19 protein-coding genes and 2 pseudogenes are annotated in these 24,399 nt (G+C 72.0%); 7 read left to right on the top strand and 14 right to left on the bottom strand.

What is annotated here, in order from left to right; all coding sequences use genetic code 11:
- The first annotated feature begins 220 nt into the window (after positions 1 to 220).
- Together ABZY57_RS01525 and ABZY57_RS01520 are read left to right on the top strand one after the other, a co-directional pair.
- On the top strand, positions 221 to 1,894 hold the full coding sequence (locus ABZY57_RS01525) for a radical SAM protein (protein ID WP_356507016.1): 1,674 nt from the start codon (positions 221 to 223) through the stop codon (positions 1,892 to 1,894).
- A gap of 71 nt (positions 1,895 to 1,965) precedes the next feature.
- Positions 1,966 to 2,652, top strand: a complete 687-nt coding sequence (locus ABZY57_RS01520; protein WP_356507014.1) for a 2OG-Fe(II) oxygenase — start codon at positions 1,966 to 1,968, stop codon at positions 2,650 to 2,652.
- A 63-nt stretch (positions 2,653 to 2,715) separates the two neighbouring features.
- Here the strand turns inward: ABZY57_RS01520 and ABZY57_RS01515 are convergent, their stop codons facing one another.
- Complete coding sequence (locus ABZY57_RS01515; RefSeq protein WP_356507012.1) at positions 2,716 to 3,195, bottom strand: helix-turn-helix domain-containing protein; 480 nt, start codon at positions 3,193 to 3,195, stop codon at positions 2,716 to 2,718.
- Positions 3,196 to 3,479: 284 nt separating this feature from the next.
- On the opposite strand from ABZY57_RS01515, the gene ABZY57_RS01510 reads away from it, so the two are divergent.
- Complete coding sequence (locus ABZY57_RS01510; protein WP_356507010.1) at positions 3,480 to 5,792, top strand: LuxR C-terminal-related transcriptional regulator; 2,313 nt, start codon at positions 3,480 to 3,482, stop codon at positions 5,790 to 5,792.
- On the opposite strand, the gene ABZY57_RS01505 is transcribed toward ABZY57_RS01510, so the two are convergent.
- Positions 5,789 to 6,994: an MAB_1171c family putative transporter gene (locus ABZY57_RS01505; protein ID WP_356507008.1), complete on the bottom strand. Its 1,206-nt coding sequence runs from the start codon at positions 6,992 to 6,994 to the stop codon at positions 5,789 to 5,791. The two genes, ABZY57_RS01510 and ABZY57_RS01505, sit on opposite strands and share 4 nt — an antisense overlap.
- Entirely contained in the window at positions 6,987 to 7,517 is a 531-nt protein-coding gene (locus tag ABZY57_RS01500) for a ParH-like protein (RefSeq protein ID WP_356507006.1), read from the bottom strand. Before ABZY57_RS01500 ends, ABZY57_RS01505 begins: the two co-directional genes overlap by 8 nt.
- 452 nt (positions 7,518 to 7,969) lie before the next feature.
- Between ABZY57_RS01500 and ABZY57_RS01495 the strand changes: the two are divergent.
- Positions 7,970 to 8,092: pseudogene (locus tag ABZY57_RS01495) on the top strand (IS5/IS1182 family transposase); the annotation flags it as partial.
- A gap of 32 nt (positions 8,093 to 8,124) precedes the next feature.
- Here the strand turns inward: ABZY57_RS01495 and ABZY57_RS01490 are convergent.
- Positions 8,125 to 8,676 carry a YciI family protein gene (locus ABZY57_RS01490; RefSeq protein WP_356507148.1) on the bottom strand — a complete coding sequence of 184 codons (552 nt, stop codon included), beginning with the start codon at positions 8,674 to 8,676 and terminating at the stop codon, positions 8,125 to 8,127.
- Positions 8,677 to 8,802: 126 nt separating this feature from the next.
- Positions 8,803 to 9,030, bottom strand: a pseudogene (locus ABZY57_RS01485) (hypothetical protein); the annotation flags it as partial.
- A gap of 493 nt (positions 9,031 to 9,523) precedes the next feature.
- Between ABZY57_RS01485 and ABZY57_RS01480 the strand changes: the two are divergent.
- Positions 9,524 to 12,226 carry a SpoIIE family protein phosphatase gene (locus ABZY57_RS01480; protein ID WP_356507004.1) on the top strand — a complete coding sequence of 901 codons (2,703 nt, stop codon included), beginning with the start codon at positions 9,524 to 9,526 and terminating at the stop codon, positions 12,224 to 12,226.
- Between the two features lie 122 nt (positions 12,227 to 12,348).
- Complete coding sequence (locus ABZY57_RS01475; RefSeq protein ID WP_356507002.1) at positions 12,349 to 13,494, top strand: extracellular solute-binding protein; 1,146 nt, start codon at positions 12,349 to 12,351, stop codon at positions 13,492 to 13,494.
- A gap of 202 nt (positions 13,495 to 13,696) precedes the next feature.
- Here the strand turns inward: ABZY57_RS01475 and ABZY57_RS01470 are convergent, their stop codons facing one another.
- The 7 genes from ABZY57_RS01470 to ABZY57_RS01440 form a co-directional block, all read right to left on the bottom strand.
- Positions 13,697 to 14,671 (bottom strand): Gfo/Idh/MocA family oxidoreductase, encoded by a 975-nt coding sequence (locus ABZY57_RS01470; protein ID WP_356507000.1) that lies wholly within the window; start codon positions 14,669 to 14,671, stop codon positions 13,697 to 13,699.
- The gene (gene ligA / locus ABZY57_RS01465; protein WP_356506998.1) at positions 14,668 to 15,981 is read right to left on the bottom strand and encodes a protocatechuate 4,5-dioxygenase subunit alpha; all 1,314 of its coding nucleotides are present in this window, start codon (positions 15,979 to 15,981) and stop codon (positions 14,668 to 14,670) included. The genes ABZY57_RS01470 and ligA overlap by 4 nt, the downstream gene beginning before the upstream one ends.
- Before the next feature lie 13 nt (positions 15,982 to 15,994).
- The gene (locus tag ABZY57_RS01460) at positions 15,995 to 16,924 is read right to left on the bottom strand and encodes an amidohydrolase family protein (protein WP_356506996.1); all 930 of its coding nucleotides are present in this window, start codon (positions 16,922 to 16,924) and stop codon (positions 15,995 to 15,997) included.
- A 12-nt stretch (positions 16,925 to 16,936) separates the two neighbouring features.
- Positions 16,937 to 17,626 carry a 4-carboxy-4-hydroxy-2-oxoadipate aldolase/oxaloacetate decarboxylase gene (ligK, locus tag ABZY57_RS01455; RefSeq protein WP_356506994.1) on the bottom strand — a complete coding sequence of 230 codons (690 nt, stop codon included), beginning with the start codon at positions 17,624 to 17,626 and terminating at the stop codon, positions 16,937 to 16,939.
- Between the two features lie 17 nt (positions 17,627 to 17,643).
- Entirely contained in the window at positions 17,644 to 18,669 is a 1,026-nt protein-coding gene (locus ABZY57_RS01450) for an amidohydrolase family protein (protein ID WP_356506992.1), read from the bottom strand.
- Positions 18,670 to 18,695: 26 nt separating this feature from the next.
- A complete protein-coding gene (locus tag ABZY57_RS01445) occupies positions 18,696 to 19,907 on the bottom strand; it encodes a 4-hydroxybenzoate 3-monooxygenase (RefSeq protein WP_356506990.1) in 1,212 nt (403 codons plus the stop codon).
- Positions 19,908 to 20,011: 104 nt separating this feature from the next.
- Complete coding sequence (locus ABZY57_RS01440; protein WP_356506988.1) at positions 20,012 to 20,797, bottom strand: IclR family transcriptional regulator; 786 nt, start codon at positions 20,795 to 20,797, stop codon at positions 20,012 to 20,014.
- Between the two features lie 76 nt (positions 20,798 to 20,873).
- Here ABZY57_RS01440 and ABZY57_RS01435 point away from each other — a divergent pair, with 76 nt between their 5' ends.
- Positions 20,874 to 21,569: a substrate-binding domain-containing protein gene (locus tag ABZY57_RS01435; RefSeq protein ID WP_356506987.1), complete on the top strand. Its 696-nt coding sequence runs from the start codon at positions 20,874 to 20,876 to the stop codon at positions 21,567 to 21,569.
- 282 nt (positions 21,570 to 21,851) lie between these two features.
- Here the strand turns inward: ABZY57_RS01435 and ABZY57_RS01430 are convergent, their stop codons facing one another.
- On the bottom strand, positions 21,852 to 23,246 hold the full coding sequence (locus ABZY57_RS01430) for an FAD-dependent oxidoreductase (protein ID WP_356506985.1): 1,395 nt from the start codon (positions 23,244 to 23,246) through the stop codon (positions 21,852 to 21,854).
- A gap of 138 nt (positions 23,247 to 23,384) precedes the next feature.
- Positions 23,385 to 24,251 carry a PaaX family transcriptional regulator C-terminal domain-containing protein gene (locus ABZY57_RS01425; RefSeq protein ID WP_356506983.1) on the bottom strand — a complete coding sequence of 289 codons (867 nt, stop codon included), beginning with the start codon at positions 24,249 to 24,251 and terminating at the stop codon, positions 23,385 to 23,387.
- Positions 24,252 to 24,399: the final 148 nt, after the last annotated feature.

Below are 24,399 nucleotides of genomic sequence, written 5' to 3'. Positions count from 1 at the left end.
CCGGGGCGCGTCGTCCGGTGCGGTGCGTCTCCCCCAGCTACCGCTGGGAGGGGCCCCGGGCGGAGGACCGCGGCTCGTACCGGACGTACTTGCGCGGTTCGACAACGCCGCGAGGTGCCGTGCCGGGCGGCGCGACCCGGTGGATCTTTCGGTCACGGCACTGACACAGCCCCACCGCACGACCGTCGCCCGCGAGGGAACTCTGAGAAAGCAGCCGCCCGTGCGCGTCCTCCTGCTCTACGCCAACCCCCACCAGGTCCTGCCGGTCGGCCCGTACGGACTCGAGATCCTGCGGGCCGCGGTCACCGAAAGCGGATTGCCGGTCGAGGTTTCCGTGTGCAACCCGTTCCTCGAATCGCTCGACCACACCGGCCTGTTGACCGAGGTGCTGGACCGGACCCGGCCCGACCTCGTCGCGCTGTCGATCCGCAACATCGACAACGCCGTGGTCGCCTGCGACACGGAGGCCGGCGCGGGCGGGCGGTGGATCGACGTGGTGGACTACCTGGAGCCCATCGCCGAGCTGACCGCGACGCTGCGCGCCTGGGACCCCGGACTTCCGGTGGTGGCGGGTGGCGCCGCGTTCACCTCCTGCCCGGTGGAGGTGATGAACCGGCTCGGACTGGACTTCGGCCTCGTCGGCCCCGGTGAGGCCGCGTTCACCACCCTGCTGGCGCGCGTGGTCGCCGACGGCGGCGCACGGGGCGTGCGGCGGGTGGTCACCGAAACGCTGTCCACGCTCCCCGGCGGCCTGGTGCGGACCGCCGACGGAGCCCTGGGGCCCGGTCTGCGGACGCGGCCGGACGTGGTGTCCCGGCCCACCACCGCGCTGCCGCGGATCGCACCGGAGTACGTACTGTTCGCGAAGGCCCGGGGCATCCCCACCGCGCTGCGCAGCCACGCGGGCTGCCCGCTGCGCTGTTCGTACTGCGTCGATCCGCTGAACGTCGGCAGGGTGGACGAGCGCCCCGCCCACGCCGTCGCCGCCGAGGCGGGACACTACGTCGAGCGGTACGGGCTGACCCACTTCCATCTGGCCGCGCCCGAGGTCAACCTCCCCTACGAAGGGGCGCTGATCGAGGTGTGCGAGGCACTGGCCGGAAGCCGTCACGGCGAAGCGATCAGCTGGCACGGCTACTTCAACGTCAAGCCGTTCTCCGAGCGGCTGATGGAGGCCTTGATCCGGTCCCGCTGCGTGCGTCCGAGCTTCTCGGTGGACGCCTTCGACGACCGGATGCTGCGCGGGCACCACAAGAACTACCGGATGTCCGACGTCGAGGACACCTTCGGTCTGCTGCTGCGGCGCCGGCCGGAGTGGATGGACGTTCAGATCGGGGTGCTGTTCGGCCAGCCGGGCGAGACGGCCGCCACTCTGGAGAACGCGATCCATCACATCCGCCGACTGGCCGACCGGGGCGTCTCGGTGGGCTACTCCTGCGGGCTGCGGGTCTACCCGCACACCCCACTGGCCCGCACCCCCCTCGACCCCCGGCATCTGTACCGGGCGGACGGGCCGCTCTCCGCCAACGGCTCCGCGGGCCCCCGCACCGTATCCGCGGCCGACCTGCTGACACCGCTGGTGTACTGCGAGCCGATGCCGCCCCGGGAGCTGGCGGCCCACCTCGCCGACCGGCTGTCCGACTGCCCCGGAGTGACGTTCATCGACGAGGGGCCGGTGAAGGAGGCCCGGCAGCCGGACTGGCTACGCCCCCTCAACGTGGCCACCGTGCACCTCGCGCACGGGCGTTCGCAGGCCGCGGCCGAGATGCTGCGGCTGGTGCTGGGCTCGGAAGACGCCCGGGCGGCGGGCATGACGCGGCGACTGCTCCAGGAGGTGGCCGCACGGCCACCCGTCCCGGTGGGCACCGGGAGCCTCCAGCCCGTCGTCGCCTGACCGGGCCCGCCCCGCCTTCGCACCCCGCCCCTCCCCTGCCGTACCGCCTTCCCCGTCCACGGAGGACACCCATGGAACTGACCTGGAGCACGGATGACTTCGCCGTCTTCGACGACTTCCTCGCCCCAGAGGCCGCAGCCACACTGTGGGAGCAACTGCGCACCGAGGAGTACCACTTCGTACACGGACGCCGGGACGGGGCGTGGAACAAGGTCTACGGGCTGCTGGACGGCAATCCCCTCAGCGGGCCCGCCACGCTGAACGACCCGGAAGGTCATTTCACGGGACGGTTCGCCGACCACGCCGCGCACCCGTCCGGCGGGCCGGCCGACGCCGTGGTGAAGCAACTGGCCGAGGAGGCGACCCGCATCGAGCCGTGGACCGGGCGGTTCGGAGCGGACTGGCACGCCTTCACCTGTCGCTCCTTCCTCTATCCGCAGGGCTCCGGGCTGGCCTGGCACGACGACTCCGGCGACCGGGCCGCCTCGTTCGTGCTCTACGTGCACCCCGAGTGGCAGGCGTCCTGGGGCGCCGAACTGCTCGTCTCCAGCGGAACGCCCGGGGCGCGGTCCGCCGACCAGAACGCCCACCTCACCTCGCGGGTGGGCCACTACGTCGCCCCGCACCCCAACCGGCTGGTCGTCCTGCGGTCGGGCGTACCGCACATGATCAAGAAGGTGGAGCCGCACGCCGGTGACCGGGTCCGGGGCTCCATGGCGGGCTTCTTCCTGCGCCGCACCCCCGACCGGCCGCGGTGACCGGGGCCGTCCCGGCACCCGCCCGCCGCCCGGACGGGCCCTACCGTACCGTTCTGTCAGCCCTCAGCCCCGGTCGTCGCGGGCTTCCGCCGCGGGCGGGGACTCCCCCGCGCCCCGGGCGGACCGGCCGGCCGCCGCCTCACGGACGGCGATCACGTCGATGAGGTCGCTGACGGTACCGAGCGCCTCGGAGGAGAGCCCCACCGCACGCAGCGCCACACTGCGCACCCCGGCGTCCCGCAGGGCGCCGAGGAGTTCGATCTCCGCGGCGATCTTCGCACCGTGCTCGTCGTCGAAGAAGTAGGCGACCGGGACCTCGAAGTGGTCCGCCAGGGCCTCGAGGTGGCGCTTGGTCGGGTTGTTCCTGCGCCCGGTGCGCAACTGCCAGAGGTAGGTGGTCGAAAAGGACACCCCCGTGGCCTCCCGGCACGCGGTGGCGACCTCCTCATTGCTGAACGGCAGGCCGTCGGGCCTGCGGGCGAGCCGGAAGAGTCCGTCGATCTTCCGGCTCAGTGACGACGGCGTGGGCTCCGTTTCGGCCACCGCCCGCTCCCTTCTGCCGCCGCCCTCCAGGGCGCCTACCCGCACAGGCGAATGCAACTTCGTTGATTTTTACTGTAGTTGACACCACCGGAGTCGGCAGCCATGCTGAAGTGGTAAACGGATGTGAAAACTGTGAAATGGTTGTTCATCTCAGATGAAACGCCTGGCTGTCCCCGTCCGCCTGGGTCCACCTCCCGGAGCCGTACTTGACGATCCCCGCGCCCTCGTCTGTGAAGAACCCCCGCCCGTCCGCCGCACGCCCACCCACCGCGTTCCCCGCGGACATGGTCGGACGGGACGCCGAGATCGCCGCGCTGTCGGCGCTGCTGACGGATCCGTCGACGCCCGGAGTGCTGCTGACCGGTGTCCCGGGTGCGGGCAAGACGCGGCTCGCGGCCGAGGCGGCGGCCACCTACCACGCGTCGACCGGCGCCGCCACCGTGCGCGTGGAGACCGTGGCCGAGTCGTACGCGAACAGCGTGTTCGACCTGCTCGCCGACCTCACCGCCGGCCGTGACGCGAGAGGGGCCCGGCCGCTCCTGCTCGTCGACGACCTCGACCGCTCGGACCACCACCCACTGCTGCGGGCCTGCGCGCTCGCGTCCGTGGTGGTCATCGGCACGGCCCGCCAGCCCCCCGCGGCCCACGGCCTCGTCCCCTTCCCGGTGGACCCGCTGCCCGTGCCGCTCGACTGCTCGGCGCTGGATCTCGGCGCACTGGCGCGCGTGCCCTCGGTGCAGGTGTACCTCGCCTGCCTGCGCACCATCAATCCCGCGTTCTCCCTCCAACTGCACAATCAGCAGGTCATCGCCCGGACCTGCGTCGAGGTGGGCGGCAACCCCGGCGCGCTCTGCCGCACCGCACGGGTCGCCGCACTGGAGAGCCCCGAGGTGGCGTGGGCCTCGCTCGGCGACCGGACCGTCCCGTACCCCGTCCACGTCGAGGACGGCGACCCCACCGCGGCGCCGTGTCACGATCCGCACGGCACCCCTCCCCGGACCGCCGACGGGACGCCGAGCCGGCTGCTGGCCCACTCCCAGGTGTTCAGCGGCGGCTTCGGCCCCGAGGCACTGCGCCACATCGCGGCCGTCGCGCCGGAGGAGTTCTCCTCGGCGCTGGAGACCCTGCTGCGTGGCCATCTGCTCACCGCCTCCACCCTGCCGTCCGGCCGCCTGGACGGCACGGCCCGGTTCCGGCTGCAGCTGCCTCCGGACGGAGCCGCGCTCCGGCTCCCGCCGGCCGAGGACTCCGCGGCCCGCCTGGCGCACGCCCGCTACTACGCGGCCCTGGCCCGCGCCGCGTCCGACCGGATCGTCTCGGGGCACCAGCGCTCCGGCCTGATCGCCTTCTGGAGCGAGGAACGCAACCTCCGTACGGCACTCGAGACGCTGCTCCGCCACGGGCGGACCGGCGAGGCTCTCGACCTCGTCGACGGCATCCGCGTCCACTGGCGGGCAACGGGCGGCTGGAGCACCTGGGCCGAAGGGCGCCCCGGCCCCGACTCCTCGTGGACCGCGACCGGCCACCGCGACCGGATCCGTGTCGACCTGCTGCTCGGCGAGGCAGGCATTCTGGCAGGCCAGCCCGAGGCCGCCACGGACCTGCTGGACCGGATCACGGCGGATGCCGCCCAGGCCGTGGGGCTGTCCGCGCGGGTGACGCGACTGCGGGCCCTGTGTGTCCTGGCCACGGACCCCTACCGCGGCGCCTCCTTACTCTACGAGGCCGCCGAACGGCACCGGTCCGACGGCGACCGCCACGAAGCCCGCTACGTGTCGCTGGAAGCCGCACTCGCGGGATTCCGCCTGGGCGACACGGCGGCCGCGGCGGCCACCGCACTGGAGGTGCTGGCCGCGGCCCAGCAGGGGCGCGACACGCTCGCCGCCGGTGCCGCCCTGCTTCACCTGGCCGTCTTCGCGGCCGCGGAGGGACGCGCGCAGGCCACGGCTCACTACTGCGAGCGGGCCCTGTCGGCCCTGCGCGCCCTGGGGCCGCCGGCCGTCCTGGGCGCCATCGCCACCACGCTGGGCAGTCCCGCCCTGCCCGACGTCGTCGAACGCGCTGTCGGCACCGCCCGCGGCCTGGGCGCCTTCCACACCTGGCGCGGCGCGTTCCCGGAGGAAGCGGGCACCCCCGACTTCGCCATGGCCCGGCTGGAGGATCCGGTACGGGAGCTGCTGGGCGAGGCCGCCTTCTCCCGGGCCCTGGTCGAGGGCTCCCAGGTCTCGCTCCCGGACCTGCTGGCCTCCCTCGTCCCGGCCCCCACCCCTCCCGCCGCCACGCCCGCGGATCACTTACCCCCGGACGCCCGAACCCGCATCGACCCGCTGACGCCTCGCCAGACCGAGGTCTCGCGCCTGGTAGCGGCCGGTCTGAGCAACCGGCAGATCGCCCACCGGCTGGCGATCTCGGAGTGGACGGTGGTCAACCACATCCGGGACACGATGAAGAAGCTGGGCTGTTCCTCCCGGGTGGAGATAGCGAGCTGGATGCACCACTCCGGGCTGCGCCCGTCACCGCAACCGCCCCTGTTCCTCCGTACGGCCTTTCCGCCATCCGCCACTGCCCTCTCCGGACCGACGCTCATCCCGTCCTAGGCCCGGCGGCCCACCCGGTGGCGCATGTGCTCCACCAGCCCGGCCACGGTGAACGCCTCGGCCACCTGGACCAGCCACGCCGCTTCCTCCTCGACCGAACAACCGACCGGGTAGGCGAGCGCGACGTCCTGGTCCCCGGAGGCACCGGGGCCGGTCCTGGCGGACTCCAGTGCGGCGGCGATGACCGCGGCCTCGGCCATCGCCGCGCGGCCCGACGGCGGTACGGGGAACCGGGCCAGCGCCGCGTCCGACAGTGCGCGGGCGTCGGGGGGAACGAAGGAACGGAGTTCCAGGTAGCCGTCCCGGATCTCGATCACCCGGCGATAGAGCGCGAACTCCGCCCGGTGCAGGGAGAACAGGCGCACCGACGGCCACCCCAAATCCAGGGCCGTCCCGGGGGCAACGGCCCGTAACGCCGACCACAGCGGCTCCAGGGCACGGTAGGTCCGGTAGGCCCGTAGCCACCGCCCGACCGTGGTGGTGGCGGAGACCCAGCCCCCGGCGGTGCCGCCCAGGACGCCCAGCACCAGACAGCACATACCGAGCGTCCGGCCCACCGGGTCCAGTCCGACGCTCTGCCGGTTGTCCACGGCCATGGTGACGATCGACGACACGCCCCACAGGGCCCAGGCGAGGCCCACCGTGACACTTGCCGTGATCAGCCGCAGGCCCGTGCGCAGCGCGCCGGGACCCAGCCCCCGGGCGAACCGGTGCACCGGAACCAGGAACACGGCCAGGCACCACAGGCTGTAGCCGGTGAAGACTGCGTCGCTGGAGGCGAGGAACACCGCTCCGGTCCCCTCCACGATCAGCGATCCCTGCCGGGTGCGTACGCCGGAGGAGAGGAACAGCACCGCGCACAGCACGAGGGCCGAGACGGTGACGCCGATGTGCAGCCGTCCGGCCGGCAGTCGGGGCCGGGGCAGGCCTATCTCGATGACGGTCAACGGGAGGAACGCGAGGGCAGCCATCTCCATCTCGCGGCCCAGGAGATGGGTCAGTTGCGGGAACCACGGCGACAGCCGCTCCAGGCACATGGCCGGAGCGGCCAGCAGGGCCATCGCCGCGGCCATGCAGAATCCGAAGCGGCACAGGTGGCGCACGGCGAAGGGCGAGTCGCTTCCGTCTCGCAGCAGGCGCAGTTCGTAGCAGCCCAGCCAGAACGCGGCGACGGCCGGGAGGTACGCGAGCAGGTCACCCACGCGGCCGCACGGGGCGGCGGGAGGGGACCCCGACGAGGGTTCCGGCCCGACCGTGGTCCCGTCCCGGCCCGGGGCCTTCCCTCAGCACCCGGTGCAGGATGAGGGAGGCGAGCAGCTCCGCCTCCTGCTCGGCGGGCTCGGCGTACACGGTGCGGCCCAGGACCCGGCGCACCAGGTCGGGGGAGAGCCCGGGCAGCAGCGCGCGTACGCCCGGTGTCTCGGGGGTGGGCAACCGGTCGTGCCCGCAGAGCAGATGGGCCGCCTCGTGTACGAGGATGTGCTGCCGGTGCAGTGCGCTGGCCCCCGGGGTGCACAGGATGTAGTCGGCGTGGTCGGTCGTCATCAGCAGACCGCACGGGATCGCCGCGTCCACCGCGACCGACAGGACCTCGATCGGGCGGCCGCGGCGTTCGGCCAGGAGGGCCAGGAAGGTCTCGGCGTCGAAGGGGTACGGGAGTTCGAGCTCCTCCGAAAGGGCGCGAACCTTCCGCCACAGGCGCCTGTGCGACCGAGCGGTGAGCATCGGGGCCCCCTCCCACCGGAACGTCGCGACCGCTCCGCATCTGCCGTCGTCGAGCGACCTGACATCCCCCCTGAGCGGCAAGGACATCCGCTCCGGAGGGTCAGTTCAACGATCAAAGCACGCTCCGCACCACAAGGGGAAGAGGGCCGCCGCACACCCGGGCACGGCCCGCGGGCCGTCCGTCCCGGCAAGCACGGCGGGGCGGCAATGGCCGGAACCCACCCCGCGGACACGGGGACGGCGGACGCCCGCACGCGGAGGCGGCGCCTAACCCCTGTACGTCTCCAGCAGCCGCAGCCAGATCTCGCTGATCGTCGGGAACGCCGGGGCCGCGTGCCACAGCCGGGAGATTGGCACCTGCCCCGCGACGGCGATCGTGCCAGCACTTCACGCGCCCGCTTCACCCGCGCCGAAGGACGACAGAGATCCATCTGGCTGACTTGGACCAGCTACGCGTCCCGCACCGACGTGGGCGGCCCCGAACCAGGCCAGACATGGTCCTTGCCGACAAGGCGTACTCATCGCGCGCAATCCGTAAGCACCTGCGCAGGCGCGGTATCCGGGCGGTAATCCCCGTCCCGGCGATGGCACCGGTGGGCGCCCTCGTTCATGACGGCCGCCCGCCGAACTCCCAGTTGTGCACCTCGATGTCGGCGTACAGGTCGTGTGTGAGGATGGCGCGTGCGGTGTCCGGGTCTGGGGCCCGGAGCAACGCTGCGGTGCCCAGCCAGAGAGTCTCGTCGTCGGACAGCAGCGGTCCGTAGGCGATCAGCTCGTTCTGCTCGGGCGGCAGCGCGAGGTCGGCGGCCTGCCCTGTGCCGAGTCCGAGCACCAGGTACCGGTTGCCTCCGGTCCGGCTGCCGGGGAAGTCCCACATGGTGCGCCCCAGTGTGTTGCGCCACCGTCGCACGAGTACGTCTCGGTAGGCGCCGGCCTGGTAGTTCGGCTCGTCGAAGGCGAACGCGCGGGCGGCAGCGGGATCGGGCAGGTTGAGGATGTGCACGCTGCCGGTGAGGGTGTCGCCGTCGTCCGCGAAGGTCGGCCCTCGGGCGATCATCTCCTTCGCGAATCCGTCCATGTAGGACAAGTGCGCGTCGTTCAGTTCGTAGCGCAGCGGCAGGGAGCCGTTGCGGTCGCGGTGGTAGCAGAGGAACTCCATGGCCGCAGTGTTCCCTTGAACAGGCGCCGATGGCGAGGGGGTTTCACTGCGATGACCGCTCGGCGGAGTCGCGCGAGTCGTCGAAGACGTTCCAGGGTCGAGACTACTAAGCGTGACGGAGTCCTCGCAATTGCAGCCGGTCGGCCGGTAGCCCTCGGGGCCGCCGGTTTCGCCGAGGGTGTAGGTGCCGGGGGGCACCGTCACGTTGGTGACGGCCGCGCTGCCGCTGGTGCCGGAGAGGTTCTCGGGGCCGGTGGCGGTCGGGATCCAGTCCCCGGGTGCCGCGGTTCCGCCGTGCTGGTTGATCACGCGCTTGACCAAGGTCAGCCGGGACTTGTCGCCCTCGCAGCTCACGGTGTCGCGCACGGTGAACGTGTTCGCGGTCTTGGTGAGCTGCGCCTCGTAGGGTAGGGGTTCGCCGGCCGCGCTGCCGTTGGCCGAGACGATCCGGCTGCTGTCCAGGGTGCACGCGTGGGGGACGGTGACGGTCTCGGCGATCGTCGCGGTGTCGCCGTCGCGGTCCTCGCCCCACTCCTGAGAGGTGGGGCCGTTGGTGCCGGGGGTCGTGGTGGTTGCGGTGAACTTCCCGGAGCCTCACACCGATGGTCACCCTGAGTGATGACCGTCGGCTCGCTCTGCGGGACAGAAGCGGTCTCGGGATCGCTGCCGCTCGGCAATCGTCGCCCCCCGCTGGCGATGGCCCGCAGAGGTTAGAGAATGGATTATGAGCAACGTCCCGGGACCCTTCCGGCGTTGGCTGCTCCGCTCCGCCACGCGGTCTTCCTCTCCTCCTCCGCGTCCCCGCTCAGGACACCATCAGGAGCAGCCCGTCCGGCCCCCGATGGCAATGGCGCCGCCGCACCGTCTGTCCTCCTTGCTGAGCGTGCGCAGCATGGCTGGGGAGGTGTTCCTCCTGCAGCTGGCCGTCGTGGTGCTTCTCGTGGCCGCCGCGGTGGTGGCCCTCGTGGTGCAGGCCCGACGCGACGCCATGCTGGACGCCCGGCACCGCACACTCGCCGCCGCCGGAACGTTCGCGGCATCTCCGGGAATCGTCGCCGCGCTACGCAGCCCCCATCCCAGCGCCGTGCTGCAGCCGAGCGCCCAGGCGGCCAGTGACATCGCCGGCGTCGACGGCATCAACGTGTACACGCTCGGCGGGGTCACCGTCGCCCACAGCGACCCGCAGCAGCTCGGGAAACGCGTCGTCGGCCCCTTCGCCGGGGCTGCGGCCGGCAAGTCCTTCACCGAGACGTTCGAAGGGTCCTTGGGGCGGTCCGTGGTCTCCGTGGTGCCCGTCAAGGACTCCCGCGGCACCGTCATCGCCGTCGTCTCCTCCCCGGTCACCATCCAGAACGTCCAGACCATGGTCAACCGGCAGCTGCCGGTCGTCCTCGGCAGCGCCGCCGCGGTGCTCTCCCTGTCAGCGGTCGGGACGGCCCTGGTGAGCCGCCGGCTGCTGCGCCGGACCCACGGCTTGGGCCCGGCCGAGATGACGAGGATGTACGAGCACCACGACGCGGTCCTGCACGCGGTGCGAGAGGGCGTATTGATCGTCGGCGGCGACGGACGGCTGCTGCTCGCCAACGACGAGGCGCGCCGGCTGCTGGACCTGCCCATGGACGCGGAGGGGCGCCCCGTCACGGACCTGGGTCTGGAGGAAGCGATCGCCGAGCCGATCGCATCGGGCCGTTCCGCAACCGACGAGCTGCACATGTCGGCCGATCGGCTGCTGGCGGTGAACATCCGGCCCACCACCCCCTACGGGCAGGCGGGCACCGTCGTCACGCTGCGGGACACCACCGAGCTGCGGGCACTCACCGGCAGGGCCGAGGTGGCCCGCGAGCGGCTGAAGCTGCTCTACGACGCGGGGGTGCAGGTCGGAACGACGTTGAACGTGGAGCGCACCGCGGAGGAACTGGCGGAGGTGGCGGTGCCGCGGTTCGCCGACGTGGTCACCGTCGACCTGCTGGACCCGGTGCTGCGCGGCGAGGAGCCACCCGAAGCGAACACCGAGATGCGCCGCACCGCCATCGCCGGCCTGCAGGGCGACCACCCGCTCTCCGCCGTCGGCGAGCTGATCCGGTTCGCTCCCACCGGTCCCATGGCCGCCGGGCTGGCCGGCGGCCATGCGGTCCTGGAGGCGGACCTGCGCGCCACCCACCGCTGGCGGTCCCAGGACCAGGCCAACGCCCTGCAGATCCTGGACCGCGGCATCCACTCCCTGATCGTCGTGCCCCTGCGGGCAAGGGGCGTGGTACTGGGGATGGCCGGCTATTGGCGGGGGGAGGACTCCCCGCCGTTCGACGAGGAGGACGTGTCCTTCGCCGAGGAGCTGACCGCCAGGGCGGCACTGTCCGTCGACAACGCCCGCCGCTACACCCGCGAGCACACCATGGCCGTCACCCTGCAGCGCAGCCTGCTGCCCCGGGGCGTACCGGAGCAGTCCGCCGTCGAGGTCGCGCACCGCTATCTGGCCGCCCAGGCCGGGGTGGGCGGTGACTGGTTCGACGTCATCCCGCTGCCCGGCACCCGGGTGGCCCTGGTCGTCGGCGACGTCGTCGGCCACGGTCTGCACGCCGCCGCCACCATGGGCCGCCTGCGCACCGCCGTGTACAACTTCTCCACCCTCGACCTGCCCCCGGACGAACTCCTGAGCCACCTGGACGAGCTGGTCGCCCACATCGACACCGACGAACAGGAGTGGCAAGGCATCACCGGAGCCACCTGCCTGTGCGCCATCTACGATCCCGTCTCGGGGCAGGTGACCGCCGCCACCGCCGGGCATCCGGGCCCCGCCCTGGTCGGCCCCGACGGGACCGTATCCTTCCCCGAGGTGCCGGTCTCCCCGCCGCTGGGCCTGGGCGCGGGCCTGCCCGTGGAAACCATGACGATCACACTGCCCGAAGGCTCCCGGCTGGCACTCTTCACCGACGGGCTGATCGAGAGCCGCGACCGCGATCCGGACGCGGGCCTCGCAGCGCTGCGCGCCGCCCTGGCGGGGCCCGCCCGTACCCCCGAGGAAACCTGCACCGTGGTGATCAACGCGATGCTGCCCACCAGGCCCAGCGACGACGTCGCACTGCTGGTGGCCCGCACCCGCCGACTGGATCCCGCGCGGATCGCCGAGTGGGACGTGCCCCCCGACCCGGCGGCGGTGTCCCCGGTGCGCAACGCCTGCGCCCGCCGGCTGTCGGACTGGGGCCTGGAGGACATAGCCTTCACCACGGAACTCATCCTCAGCGAGCTGATCACCAATGCCATCCGCTACGGCACCGAGCCCATCAGGGTGAGGCTGCTGTACGACCGCAGCCTGGTCTGCGAGGTCTCCGACGGGTCCAGCACCTCCCCGCACCTACGCCGGGCCGAGGCTACCGACGAGGGCGGCCGCGGCCTGTTCCTCGTCGCGCAGTTCGCCGAGCGCTGGGGCACCCGCTACACCGCCCGCGGAAAGATCATCTGGAGTGAGCAGGCCCTCCACGGCGGGGCCGCCCCTCCCGGGGTGGATCTGGGCGAGGCTCTCCTGGCCGGGTGGGACGACGAGGGGGTCTGAGAGCGCGCCGGTAGGGCAGCCGAAGGGAAGACGGCGGACACCACCGTCTGGGACTGCGCCGCCGGGGCCGCCGAACGTACGCTGGCCTCGACCAGTACGCGACCGCCCGTTATGGAGCCTTCGTGCCCGCACCTCGTGTCCGGACAGTCTCCGTCGCCGCCTGCCTGGCCCTCGCGGCGGCGCCCCTCGGTGGCTGCAGCGACGAGCCTCCCGCCCCACCGAGAGCACCCGCGGTGGCCACCTCGGCGGTGGACGCCGGCGGCATGGCGGCACTGACCGCAGCGGCCAGGAAGGAGGGCACGCTGAACACGATCGCGCTCCCGAGGGACTGGGCCGGCTACGGCGCATTGATCGACGGCTTCGAGCAGAAATACGGGATCAAGGTCACGACGGAGAACCCGGAGGGGACCAGCCAGGACGAGGTCAACGCCCTGAAGGAGCACAGGGGCGAGGGCCGCGCCCCCGACGTGATCGACGTGGGGGGCTCGTTCGCGCAGTCCGCGGCCCGGCAGGGCCTGCTCGCGCCGTACGAGGTCGCCGCGTACGACCAGATCCCCGAAGAACAGAAGGACCCGCGGGCCCGCTGGTACAACAACTACGGAGGCTACGTCTCGATCGGCTGTGACGCCCAGCGCGTCAAGACCTGCCCAGCGACCTTCGCGGACCTGCGCAAGCCCGAGTACAAGGGCCAGGTCACGCTCAACGGCGACCCCACCAAGTCCGGCTCCGCCTTCGCCGGAGTCTATGCGGCGGCCCTGGCGAACGGGGGGTCCTTCGACGACATCCAGCCCGGTATCGACTTCTTCGCCGAGCTCAGCAAGAACGGGAACTTCATCCCGGTCGAATCCACTCCGGCGACGATCGCGAACGGCCAGACCCCGATCAGCATCGACTGGGACTTCCTCAACCTCGGATACGCCGACGAATTCCGTGAGAAGGGCGCGGATGTCGACTGGCGGACCGCCATCCCCTTCGACGGCGGCTTCGCCGAGTACTACGCGCACGGAGTGAACAAGGACGCCCCGCACCCGGCGGCGGCACGTCTGTGGCAGGAGTACGTCTTCAGCCCGGAGGGCCAGAACCTCCGACTCGGCGCCTACGCACGCCCCGTCCTCATGGAAGCGATGAAGAAGGACGGCACGCTCGACAAGGCCGCCGCGGAGAAACTGCCGACGGTCGAGGGCACCCCGACGTTTCCGACGGAGGCGCAGACGGAGAAGGCGAGAGAGACCGTCAACCGCGGCTGGGCCGAGGCCGTCTCGGGCTGAGGACGGAGGCGGTCCTGGCCTGCGTGCGCGGAAGCTGATGGCGACGCTCGACCTGCACGGACTCCGAGCGGTATCGCGCGGTCGGCGCCGGCCTCCCTGCCCGCATTTCCGGGTCAAGGGCGATGACCGGAGGCTACGACCGCGCGCACGTCCGGTCAGCTCCCCCCGGGGCTTTCCGGACGTGCGTCCCGCGGCGCCCCGGTCAGGGGGCCTGGAGGGTGGCGAGCTGCGCCTCCAGAGCAGCCAGTGTCCGGTAGCAGGCCATCACCTGGGCGATCGAGGAGTTCGGCTCGCGGCCCTCGCGGATGGCGGCGACGAACTCGCGGTCCTGCAGTTCGATGCCGTCCATCGAGACGTCGACCCCGCTCACGTCGATCGGCTCGTCCTTGCCGGTGGCCAGGTCGTCGTAGCGCGCGACGTAGGTGCCGGTGTCGCCGATGTAGCGGAAGAACGTGCCGAGCGGCCCGTCGTTGTTGAAGGACAGCGACAGGGTGCACAGCGCGCCGTTCTCCGCGCGGAGCTGGATCGACATGTCCATCGCGATGCCGAGCTCGGGGTGGACCGGGCCCTGGAGCGCGTTGGCCTGCACGATCGGCGAGCCGGTCTGGTGGGCGAACAGGTCGACGGTGTGTGCGGCGTGGTGCCACAGCAGGTGGTCGGTCCAGGAGCGCGGCCGGCCCAGGGCGTTGAGGTTGGTGCGGCGGAAGAAGTAGGTCTGCACGTCCATCTGCTGGATGGCGTAGTCGCCGGCCTGGACCCGGCGCCGTACCCACTGGTGGCTCGGGTTGAAGCGCCGGGTGTGCCCCACCATCGCCACCAGTCCGGTGCGCTGCTGCGCCTCCAGGCACGCCTCGGCGTCCCCCAGGGAATCCGCCAGCGGGATCTCGACCTGGACGTGCTTGCCCGCTTCGAGGCAGGCCAGCGTCTGCTCGGCGTGCAGGGGGGTGGGCGTGGCGAGGATGACGGCGTCGATGTCGTCCATCGCCAGCACCTCCTCCAAGGTCGCGACGCCGCGGCCGATTCCCTGCTCCGCGGCGAACTTCCGGGCGCTTTCGAAGCTGCTGCTCACGACGGCGGCCACCTCGACGCCGTCGATCCGCCTGAGCGCGGCCGCGTGCTTGGCTCCGAAGGCACCGCCTCCGGCCAGGGCGATCCGGATGGTCCTGTCGTCGGTCACGGCAACTCCTTCGCGGCGGGCTCCTGGGCCCGCGGGTGGTTCTCCACAATCAGGTGGCCGACGGCGGTGTTGGACGCCGGCACATGGTAGAAGCGGTGCTTGAGCTCGATGTCCCCGGACCCGTCGAGGTCGCTCAACGCCCCGCGGGCTATCAGCCACATGACCAGCTCGATGCCCTCCGAGCCCGCCTCCTCCACGTACTCCAGGTGCGGCACCTGCGACAGCCCGACCGGGTCCGCGATCAGCCGGTCGAGGAAGGCGTTGTCCCACTCCCGGTTGATGAGGCCCGCACGCGGGCCCTGCAACTGGTGGCTCATGCCGCCGGTACCCCACACCTGCACCTTGAGCGGCCGGTCGTAGGACTCGATCGCCCTGCGCAGCGCCCGGCCGAGTTCGAAGCACCTGGCGCCCGAGGGCACGGGGTACTGCACCACGTTCACGTGGAACGGGATCACCTTGCACGGCCACTTCTCGACGTCCCCGAACATCAGCGACAGCGGGACCGTCAGGCCGTGGTCGACCGTCATCTCGTTGACCAGCGTGAGGTCGAAGTCGTCCCTGATGAGCGAGTGCGCGAGGTGCGCGGCCAGGTCGGGGTCGCCCTCGATGCCCGGGACCGGGCGGGGGCCGTAGCCCTCGTCGGCGGTGGCGTACGCCGCTCCGGTGCCCAGCGCGAAGGTCGGTATCAGCGACAGGTCGAACGTGGAGGCGTGGTCGTTGTAGACCAGGAAGATCACGTCGGGAAGGTTCTCCTTCTGCCACTGCTTGGAGAACTCGTAGCCCTCGAAGACCGGCCTCCAGTAGGGCTCGCCGGTCTTCTGGTGGTCCATCGCCGCGCCGATCGCCGGTACGTGCGAGGTGAAGACCGCGCCGGTGATCGTGGCGTGCTCGGCCGGCGCCGCCGCGTCGGCGTACGCCGAGTCGAGGACGGCGTGGTCGATCCGGTTGCCCTCGACCGGCCGGCCTCCGCCGACCATCATGGAGCGGTACTCCTGCTCGGTCATGCCGGTCATCGAGCCCGCCATCTGCTGGAACGACAGCCCCAGCGTCGCGCCCCACTTGGCCAGGAAGTAGATGTTCCCGCCCTCGTGCATCGCCGCGTTGAGGTCGCGGTCGAGCAGCGCCTGCTTCTGCTCCTCCCGCAGGGGCCACGCGTCCAGGTAGGCGCGCTCGTCGGCGAGGTAGAGCTCACGGTTCTCCGCCGTCATCAGCGACATGCAGAACTGGTTGAGCTGGTACCCCCGCGCGGACTGCTCCGTGTCGAAGATGGTCGTACCCGGAACGAGCTTGTAGGTCTTGTCCAGTGACATGGTCTGCCTCCGATCAGGCGGTGGGTCGGTCGGCGTCCGGCCAGTACAGCCGCATCGGGTTGTCGACGAGCAGCCCCCGCTGGAGCTGCGGCGTCGGCGCGATGTGCGGGACGAAGTCGACGAGCAGACCGTCGTCGGGCATGTGGCCGGTGAGGTTCGGGTGCGGCCAGTCGGTGCCCCACAGCACCCGGTCGGGGAACTCCTCGACCACGCGCCGGGCGAACGGGACGACGTCGCGGTAGGCCTGCTGCTCCCCGTCGAGGGCGGGCGGGCCGCTCACCGACAGGCGCTCCGGGCAGGTCACCTTGCACCAGATGTCCGGCCGCGCCCGCATGAAGTTCAAGAACGCCTCGAACTCCGGGCCGTGCGGGTCCTTGGTGACATCCGGCCGGCCCATGTGGTCGATGACCAGCGGTACCGGGATGGAGAGGAAGAAGTCGCGCAGGTCGGCGAGGTCGGCCGCCTCGAAGTAGACGACGACGTGCCATCCGTAGGGTGCGATGCGCTCCACGACGTCCCACAGGTCCTGCCGTGGCGCCGCGTCGACGAGCCGCTTGACGAAGTTGAACCGTACGCCGCGGACGCCGGCCTCGTGCAGTTCCCGCACCTGCGCGTCCAAGATGTCGGGCCGCACCGTCGCGACCCCCCGGGCCAGGCCTCCCGAGGCGCGCAGGGCGTCGGTCATCGCGCTGTTGTCCGCGCCGTGACAGGTCGCCTGGACCACCACGTTGCGGGCGAAGCCCAGGTGGTCGCGCAACTCGGAGAGCTGCTCCTTGGACGCGTCGCCGGGGGTGTACTTCCGCTCCGGGGCGAACGGGAACCGCTCCCCCGGGCCGAAGACGTGGCAGTGCGCGTCGACTGCGCCCTCGGGCACCTGGAACCGCGGCCGGCTCGGAGCGGCGTACCAGTCCAGCCAGCCGGGGGTCTTGCGATGGGTCGTCATCCTCGGTCCTCCTCAGTCCTCGTAGCGCAGCCCGAGCCCGGCCAGCGGGCCGCGCATGCCGTACAGGTCCAGGCCGAGCTCGCCCGCACGGAACCGCGCGCGCTTGCCCTCCTCGGCGGCCTCGCGCCGGGCCGAGGCCTCGGCGACCTCGGCGGCCCGCTCGCGCGGCACCACCACGACGCCGTCGCGGTCCGCCACGACGACATCGCCGGGCCTTACCAGGGCGTTGGCGCAGACCACCGGCACGTTGACGGACCCGAGCGTGGCCTTGACCGTGCCCTTGGCGTTGATCGCCCGGGAGAAGACCGGGAAGTCCATCTCCTCCAGGTCGGCCACGTCGCGGACACCGCCGTCGATGACGAGGCCTCGGCATCCCCGGGAGCGGAAGGAGGTGGCGAGCAGGTCGCCGAAGAAGCCGTCCTCGCTCTCGGTCGTGCAGGCCGCGACCACGACGTCGCCTTCGCGGATCTGCTCGGCGGCGACGTGGAACATCCAGTTGTCACCGGGCTGCAGCAGCACGGTCACCGCGGTCCCGCACATGCGGGCCGTGGGGTAGACGGGGCGCAGGTAGGGGCGCATGAGGCCCACCCGGCCCATGGCCTCGTGGATCGTCGCGACTCCGAAGGCCGACAGTGCGGCGACGGCCTGGGGATCGGCGCGGGTGATCGATGTGTGGACGACACCCAACTCGGTGTGTTCCATGCTTCTTCTCCTGGGATTCAGTGGCCGGCCGCGGCGAGGCGGGCGGCGAGCCGGGGGTACACGCGCAGGGCGTTGCCGCTGTAGACGGCGGCGCGTTCCCCGTCGGAGAGGTGCGCGGTGGCCTCGACGTACCGCTTCGTGTCGTCGAAGTGGTGACCGGTGCGGGGGTCGATGTCGCGGACCGCGCCGATCATCTCGCTGGCGAACAGGACGGAGCGGCTGGGCATCACCTGCGTGAGCAGGTCGATGCCGGGCTGGTGGTAGACGCAGGTGTCGAAGAAGACGTTGTCCAGCAGCGTCTCGGGGTCCGGCCGGCCCAGCGCCATCGCCAGGCCGCGGAAGCGGCCCCAGTGGTAGGGCACCGCGCCGCCGCCGTGCGGGATCACGAAGCGCAGCGTCGGGAAGTCGGCGAACAGATCGCCCTGGACGAGCTGCATGAACGCCGTGGTGTCGGCGTTGAGGTAGTGGGCGCCGGTGGTGTGGAACGCCGGGTTGCACGAGGTGCTGACGTGGATCATGGCGGGTATGTCGTACGCGGCCATCGCCTCGTACACCGGGTACCAGCTGCGGTCGGTCAGCGGCGGCGCGGTCCACTTGCCGCCCGACGGGTCGGGGTTGAGGTTGACCGCCACCGCGCCGAGTTCCTCGACCGCGCGGCGCAGTTCGGGCAGGCAGGTCGCGGGGTCGACGCCCGGCGACTGCGGCAGCATGGCGCCCATGGCGAAGCGGTCGGGGTAGAGCGTGCAGACCCGGTGGATCAGGTCGTTGCAGATCCGCGCCCACACCGAGGAGACCTCGAAGTCGCCGATGTGGTGGGCCATGAAGCTGGCGCGCGGGGAGAAGATCGTCAGGTCGCTGCCGCGTTCGTCCATGAACCGGAGCTGGTTGGACTCGATCGCGTGACGCAGGTCCTCGTCGGTGATGACCAGGTCGCCGGGATCGGGCGCCTGTCCGGCGGCGCCGATCGCGGCCACCTGCCGGTCCCGCCACCGCGCCAACTGCGGCGGCGCGGTGGTGAAGTGACCGTGACAGTCGATGATCATGTGTTCTCTCCTGCTGGTCGTCGGGGTCAGGCCCGGGAGCCGGCGGGCCAGCCGGTGTACTGCTCGGCGAGATAGGCGCGCCCGGCCCGGGTGCCCACCACGTTGTCGAGCTCGCCGAGCTGGCGCCGCAGGTCGAACGGCGTGCCGCCGGGCGCGGTGTGCAGCAACTGGGTCATCCAGGAGGAGAAGTTCTGTGCCCGCCAGACCCGCTGCAGGGCGCGCGGCTGGTACTCGTCCAGCGCGCCCTCACCCGCGCCGCCGAGGGCCCGCACCAGGACATCGGCCAGCACCTTCACGTCGTGCAGCGCGAGGTTGAGCCCTCGTGCGCCGGTCGGCGGCACCGTGTGCGCGGCATCGCCCGCGAGCACCATCGAGCCCCAGCGCATCGGCTCCTGCACGAACGAGCGGAACCGCAGCACCGTCTTCTCGAGGATCGGCCCCTCTTGGAGGCGGAACCCGTCCTCACCGGCCACCCGGGCCTGGAGCGTCTCCCAGATGCGGTCGTCCTGCCAGGCGTCGACGGACTCGTCGGGGTCGCACTGGAAGTACATCCGCTGAACGGTCTCGGTGCGCTGGCTGATCAGCGCGAACCCGTGCTCGGAGTGGGCGTAGACCAGCTCGGGCGCGCTCGTCGGCGCCTCGGCCATGATGCCGAACCAGGCGAAGGGGTACTCCTTGCCGTAGCGCACCCTGCGGTCCTCGGGCACGAGATGGCGGCACATGCTGCGCGACCCGTCGGCACCGACCACGTACCGGGCCCGGATCTCGTGGCGGGACCCGTCGGGCGCCGTGTAGCGGACCCGGGGGGCGCCGGTCGTGATGTCGAGGACCTCGGTGTCCTTGACGCCGAAGTGCACCGTGCCGCCGTCGCGGTCCCGGGCATCGGCCAGGTCGGTGAACACGTCGGTCTGCGGGTACAGCCACACCGACCGTCCCACCAGCTCCTTGAAGTCGATGCGGTGCGGGCGGCCGGCGAACCGGATCTCGACGCCCTCGTGCTCGTGGCCCTCGCGCAGAACCCGGTCGCAGACGCCGGTTTCGACCAGGTCCCGGGCCGCGTCGGCTTCGAGGATGCCGGCCCGCTGCGTGGTTTCGATCTCGCGCCGGGAGCGGGTGTCGATCACGATCGTCCCGATCCCCGCGCGCCCGAGCCGGTGGGCCAGCATCAAGCCGGCCGGACCACCGCCGACGATGGCGACGGGAACCGAGGCAACGGTGTCGACGGTGGCGTCGGCCATGTCATCTCCTGAGCAACTGCGAACGTTCCGAACACCCCGAACGTTGGCACCCGGAGCCACCGCCGGTCGCCGGTGTTTCCGTCAGGCGGAAGCCCGCTCGAAGCTCAGACCGTCGCGTGGGCCCGTCGGCCGAGCTCGTCGGAGATCCCGTGGACGGCCCGCAGAAGGGGCTCGCGCAGCCCGCGCACGTTGCTCGTGCCGCTCGTGCCGCTCGTGCCGCTCGCCGCGACGACGATCCCCAAGGCGGCGCTGACGGGCCCGGTCCGGCCGATCCGTACGGGCGCCGCCACCGCGACCGTGCCCTGCGAGAGCTGCCGGTCGCTGATGAAGACCTGCTCGCGGCGGATGCGGTCCAGTTGCGCGCGCAGCGTCTTCGGGTCGGTGACGGTGTGCGGGGTCCAGGCGCGCAGCGGCGCTTCGAGGACCTCCTCCTGGATGTCACGTGGTGCGTGCGCGAGCAGCACCCGGCCCATCCCGGTGGAGACGACGGGGAACCGGGTCCCGACCGTCGTCAGCAGCTGGACCGACCGGTGTCCGGTGATCCGTTCCACGAACACGAGCTCAGTGCCCTCGCGCACCGCGAGTTGGATGTTCTCGTGAGTCGCCTCGTAGAGGTCCTGCATGAACGGCAGGGCCGCATCGCGCAGGATCTGGGTGCGGGGGCATCCCGAGGTGATCTCCCAGAGCCTCAGTCCGACGTGCCACGCGCCGTCCTCCCCCCGCTCCAGCGCTCCCCATTCCGCCAGCTCCGCGACCACGCGGTGCGTGGTGCTCAAGGCCATGCCCGTGCGCTGGGCGATCTGCGAGAGGGTCTGCGACGGGTGTTCGCGATCGAAGGCGGAGAGGACCTTGAGGACCTTTCCAGCCGCGGTGCTCCGGGTTGTGCTCACGCGGGCAGTCTCGCAGACGGGTGCCCCGCGGCCCGACCGGGCGTCGTACGATCTGCCGGACACCAAGGGAGACGACGTGAACCAAGAGATCTCTGGGCTGTCCTCGATGGCGACGCGGCCGATAGTGGGCGAGCTCTCCGAACACTTCCGACTCGCCCACGGGATTCCGGTGCGCTTCGAGTCCGCCGGCGGCGTCGAGATCGCGCGGCGGGTGCGCGCGGGCGCCGAGGCGGACCTGCTCGTGCTCGCCGACGGAGCACTGGCCGAGCTGGAGGAGGAAGGGCACGTCCTCGGGGGTACGGTGCGTCCGCTGTGGGTATCCCAGGTCGTCGCCGCCGTTCCGGAGGGGACACCGGTTCCGGCGCTCGGCTCGGAAGCCGACCTGCGAGCCGCCCTCCTGTCCGCGAAGAAGGTCGCCTACTCCACGGGCCCCAGCGGTACGTCCCTCATCGAGCTGATCACCCGGCTGGACCTCGCCGGCACGCTCGCGGACCGGCTCGTCCAGGCCCCACCGGGGGTGCCCGCCGGCAGTCTGCTGTCGTCCGGCCGGGCCGACCTCGCCTTTCAGCAGCACAGCGAGCTGATGGACCTGCCGGGCGTCGCCGTCATCGGCCCGCTGCCGGGCGACACCGCCATCAGCTCAGTGTTCAGCGGGGGCGTGCTGACCGCCTCCGCCCGGCCGCGCCGTGCCCGCGAGGTCCTCGACCTCCTCGGCTCCGACGCGGCGTCGCGGATCGCCCGCGCCAGGGGCATGCGGACGCCCGGGGAGTAGCGGCCGGTCGCGACCCGTCCACGGCGTACGCGACGACGGACGGCACGACGAACGCCCCGGCCGGGTATTCCGGCCGGGGCAGGGCGAACAGCACGGAGGAACTGCGGAGGGGCGAACGGGCTTCCTACGCCGGGAAGTTCTCCCGCACCTCCCGCAGGGGGTCGTGCGCGGTGTGGGGGTCGGCGGCAGCGGCTCGGCGGGCGCACGTCGTGCGTAAGGAAGGGGATGCGGAAGGGAAGGGGAACGGGACCGCGCCGTGGGGCGTCGGCGCCGGCGCCGGCGTCAGCTGTCGAAGCCGAGGCCGAAGCGGTCGAGGCTGCGCAGCCAGAGGTTGCGGTGGCCCTCGTTGAGGTCGGCGCGGGCCATGGACCACTTGGTGATGCCGATGCCGAGGGAACGGACCGGCTCGGGCGGGAACGGCAGCGGCTTGCGGCGGACCATCTCCAGGTCGGTGCGCTCGGTGCGCTCGCCCGCCAGGAGGTCGAGCATCACCTCGGCGGCGAAGCGGCTGGCGCCGACGCCGAGGCCGGTGAACCCGGCGGCGTAGGAGACCTTCCCGTGGTGACTCGTGTCAAAGAACACGCAGAAGCGGGTGCTGGTGTCGATGGCTCCGCCCCAGCTGTGGGTGAAGCGCACACCCTCCAACTGCGGGAACGTCGTGAAGAAGTGGCGGGCGAGGGTGGCGAACGTCTCGGGCCGCCGGTCGTGTTCGGCACGGACGCGCCCGCCGTAGTGGTAGACGGCGTCGTATCCGCCCCACAGGATGCGGTTGTCCGCGGAGAGCCGGACGTAGTGGAACTGGTTCGCACTGTCCGCGAAGCCCTGGCGCCGCGTCCAGCCGACGGAGGCGAGCTGTTCTGCGGTCAGCGGCTCGGTCATCAGCGCGTAGTCGTACACGGGGACGGTGTACGGGCGGTGGCGCCGGACCAGCGAGGGGTAGGCGTTGGTGGCGAGCGCGACGCGCCGCGCGGTGATCCGGCCGTAGGGGGTGCCGACGCCGATCACGGCCCCGTGCTCGTCGAGCGAGGTGGCGGGGGTGTGCTCGTACATCCGGACGCCCAGGGCGAGGCAGGCCTTCTTGAGTCCCCAGGCGAGCCCGGCCGGGTTGACCATGGCCACGTCGTCCTTGTTCCACAGGCCGCCGAGGAAGGTCGGGGAGTCGATCTCGGCCCGGACGGACTCGCCGTCGAGCAGGACCGGCGCGGCTCCGTAGCGGGCGGCGGCCTCGGCCTCCTCCGCGAGGCCGGCGAGCTGGTACGGCTCGGTGGCCACGACGATGGAGCCGGTGCGCTCCCAGTCGCAGTCGATCCCGTGGCGCTCCACGGCGTCCTCGATGGCCTGGAGGTTCTCCCGCCCGAGCCGTTCCAGGAGGTCGATCTCCCCGGGCCAGCGCTGGAGACCGTTGTGCAGGCCGTGCGTGAGGCTGGACTCGCAGAAGCCGCCGTTGCGGCCGGAAGCGGCGCCGCCGGCCTCGTCCGCCTCGATGAGCACCACGTCGGCGGAGGGGTCGCGCTCCTTGGCGAGGAGGGCCGTCCACAGGCCGGTGTAGCCGCCGCCGACGACGAGCAGATCGCAGCTGGCTGCGCCGACGAGGGCGGGGGTGGCCTGCGGGCGGCGGGGGTCGTCGAGCCAGAACGGGCGGGGCTCGGCGTCCCTGAGCGAGGTGAGGTGGTCCATGGGGGTTCCTTCGGATCGCGGAGGCGCCCGAACGCACGGACCCTCCGAGGTGCCGCCCATGAGACCCTTCGCCGCACACCAAGGTCAAGGGTGTTGACATAAGGCACCCGGCGCCCGCCCGAGCCGGGTGGCCCCGGGCTACGCCTCCGGCTCCCAGCGGTCGAGGATCTCCTGCGCGATCCGCCGCGACCCCGGGGCGAAGCGGTCGGAGAGCTCGCGGAACAGCGCTTCGGCGGGCTCGGCGGGCCACCGTTCGGGCAGGTGCTCGGCGGGCAGGTGCGGGTCGCCGCGCACCAGGTCGAGCCAGTCGGTGTGCAGCAGGAGCAGGCGGCCCAGGTCGTCGTGCGCTTCGGCGGGCGCGGTACCGTCGCCCCAGCGGGCGAGGAAGGACCGGTAGCCCTCGGCGATCGCGTCGACGTCGAAGGCGCTGCGGAGCAGGGGCCCGGCCTCGGTGGGGGCGGCCGCTTCCGCGTGGAACGCCCTGATACGGTCCCCGAACCCGAGCTCCTGCGCGAGGGGCGCGACGTCCACGTGTCCGGGGGCGATCCACAGGCCGCTCTGCAGCGGGCCGAAGCCCGCCCAGACGAGCCGGGAGCGCAGGTCGTGCCGTTCGCGGCGCCAGGACTCGGGCAGTGAGAAGCCGACCAGGGTCCAGGTGCCGTCCCAGGCCCGGTTGACGGCACCCGTCCGCTGGACGCGCTCCTCCCCGTCGGCGAGCACCGCGGCCGCCCGCGCCGTGAGGGAGAAGTACATCCGGCGACCGCGCCGGTGCCGCGCGAGCAGGCCGCGGCCGACCATCCGCGTCAGGGTCGAGCGGACGGCGTCCTCGCCCACCTCGACGCGGGCGAAGGCGTCGATCACGCTCGCCGAGGACAGGGCGGTTCCGGTGCCGAGGACGTGGATGCCGAAGAAGGTCAGCATCAGGGACTGGGGGCGGGCCGGGGTGTTGGGGCCGGCCGCGCCGGGCTCGGCTTCCGGCTGCCGCTTCGGGTCGGGAGGGGTCACGGGGACAGCGTAGGCGCGGGACCCGCCCACGGCGATCTACATTCGGCACTTCATTGACCGCAGACAAAATTATGCCTAGCTTTGGCGCGACCGGTGCGTGCCCCAGGCCGCGGCTCTCCGCGTCCCGCACCCGGATCACGGGAAGGAC

The sequence above is a fragment of the Streptomyces sp. NPDC006450 genome (assembly GCF_040612195.1).
Classification (GTDB): Bacteria; Actinomycetota; Actinomycetes; order Streptomycetales; family Streptomycetaceae; genus Streptomyces.
The sequence above is the reverse complement of the archived record's forward strand: the minus strand, read 5'-3'. Positions and strand labels throughout refer to the sequence as shown.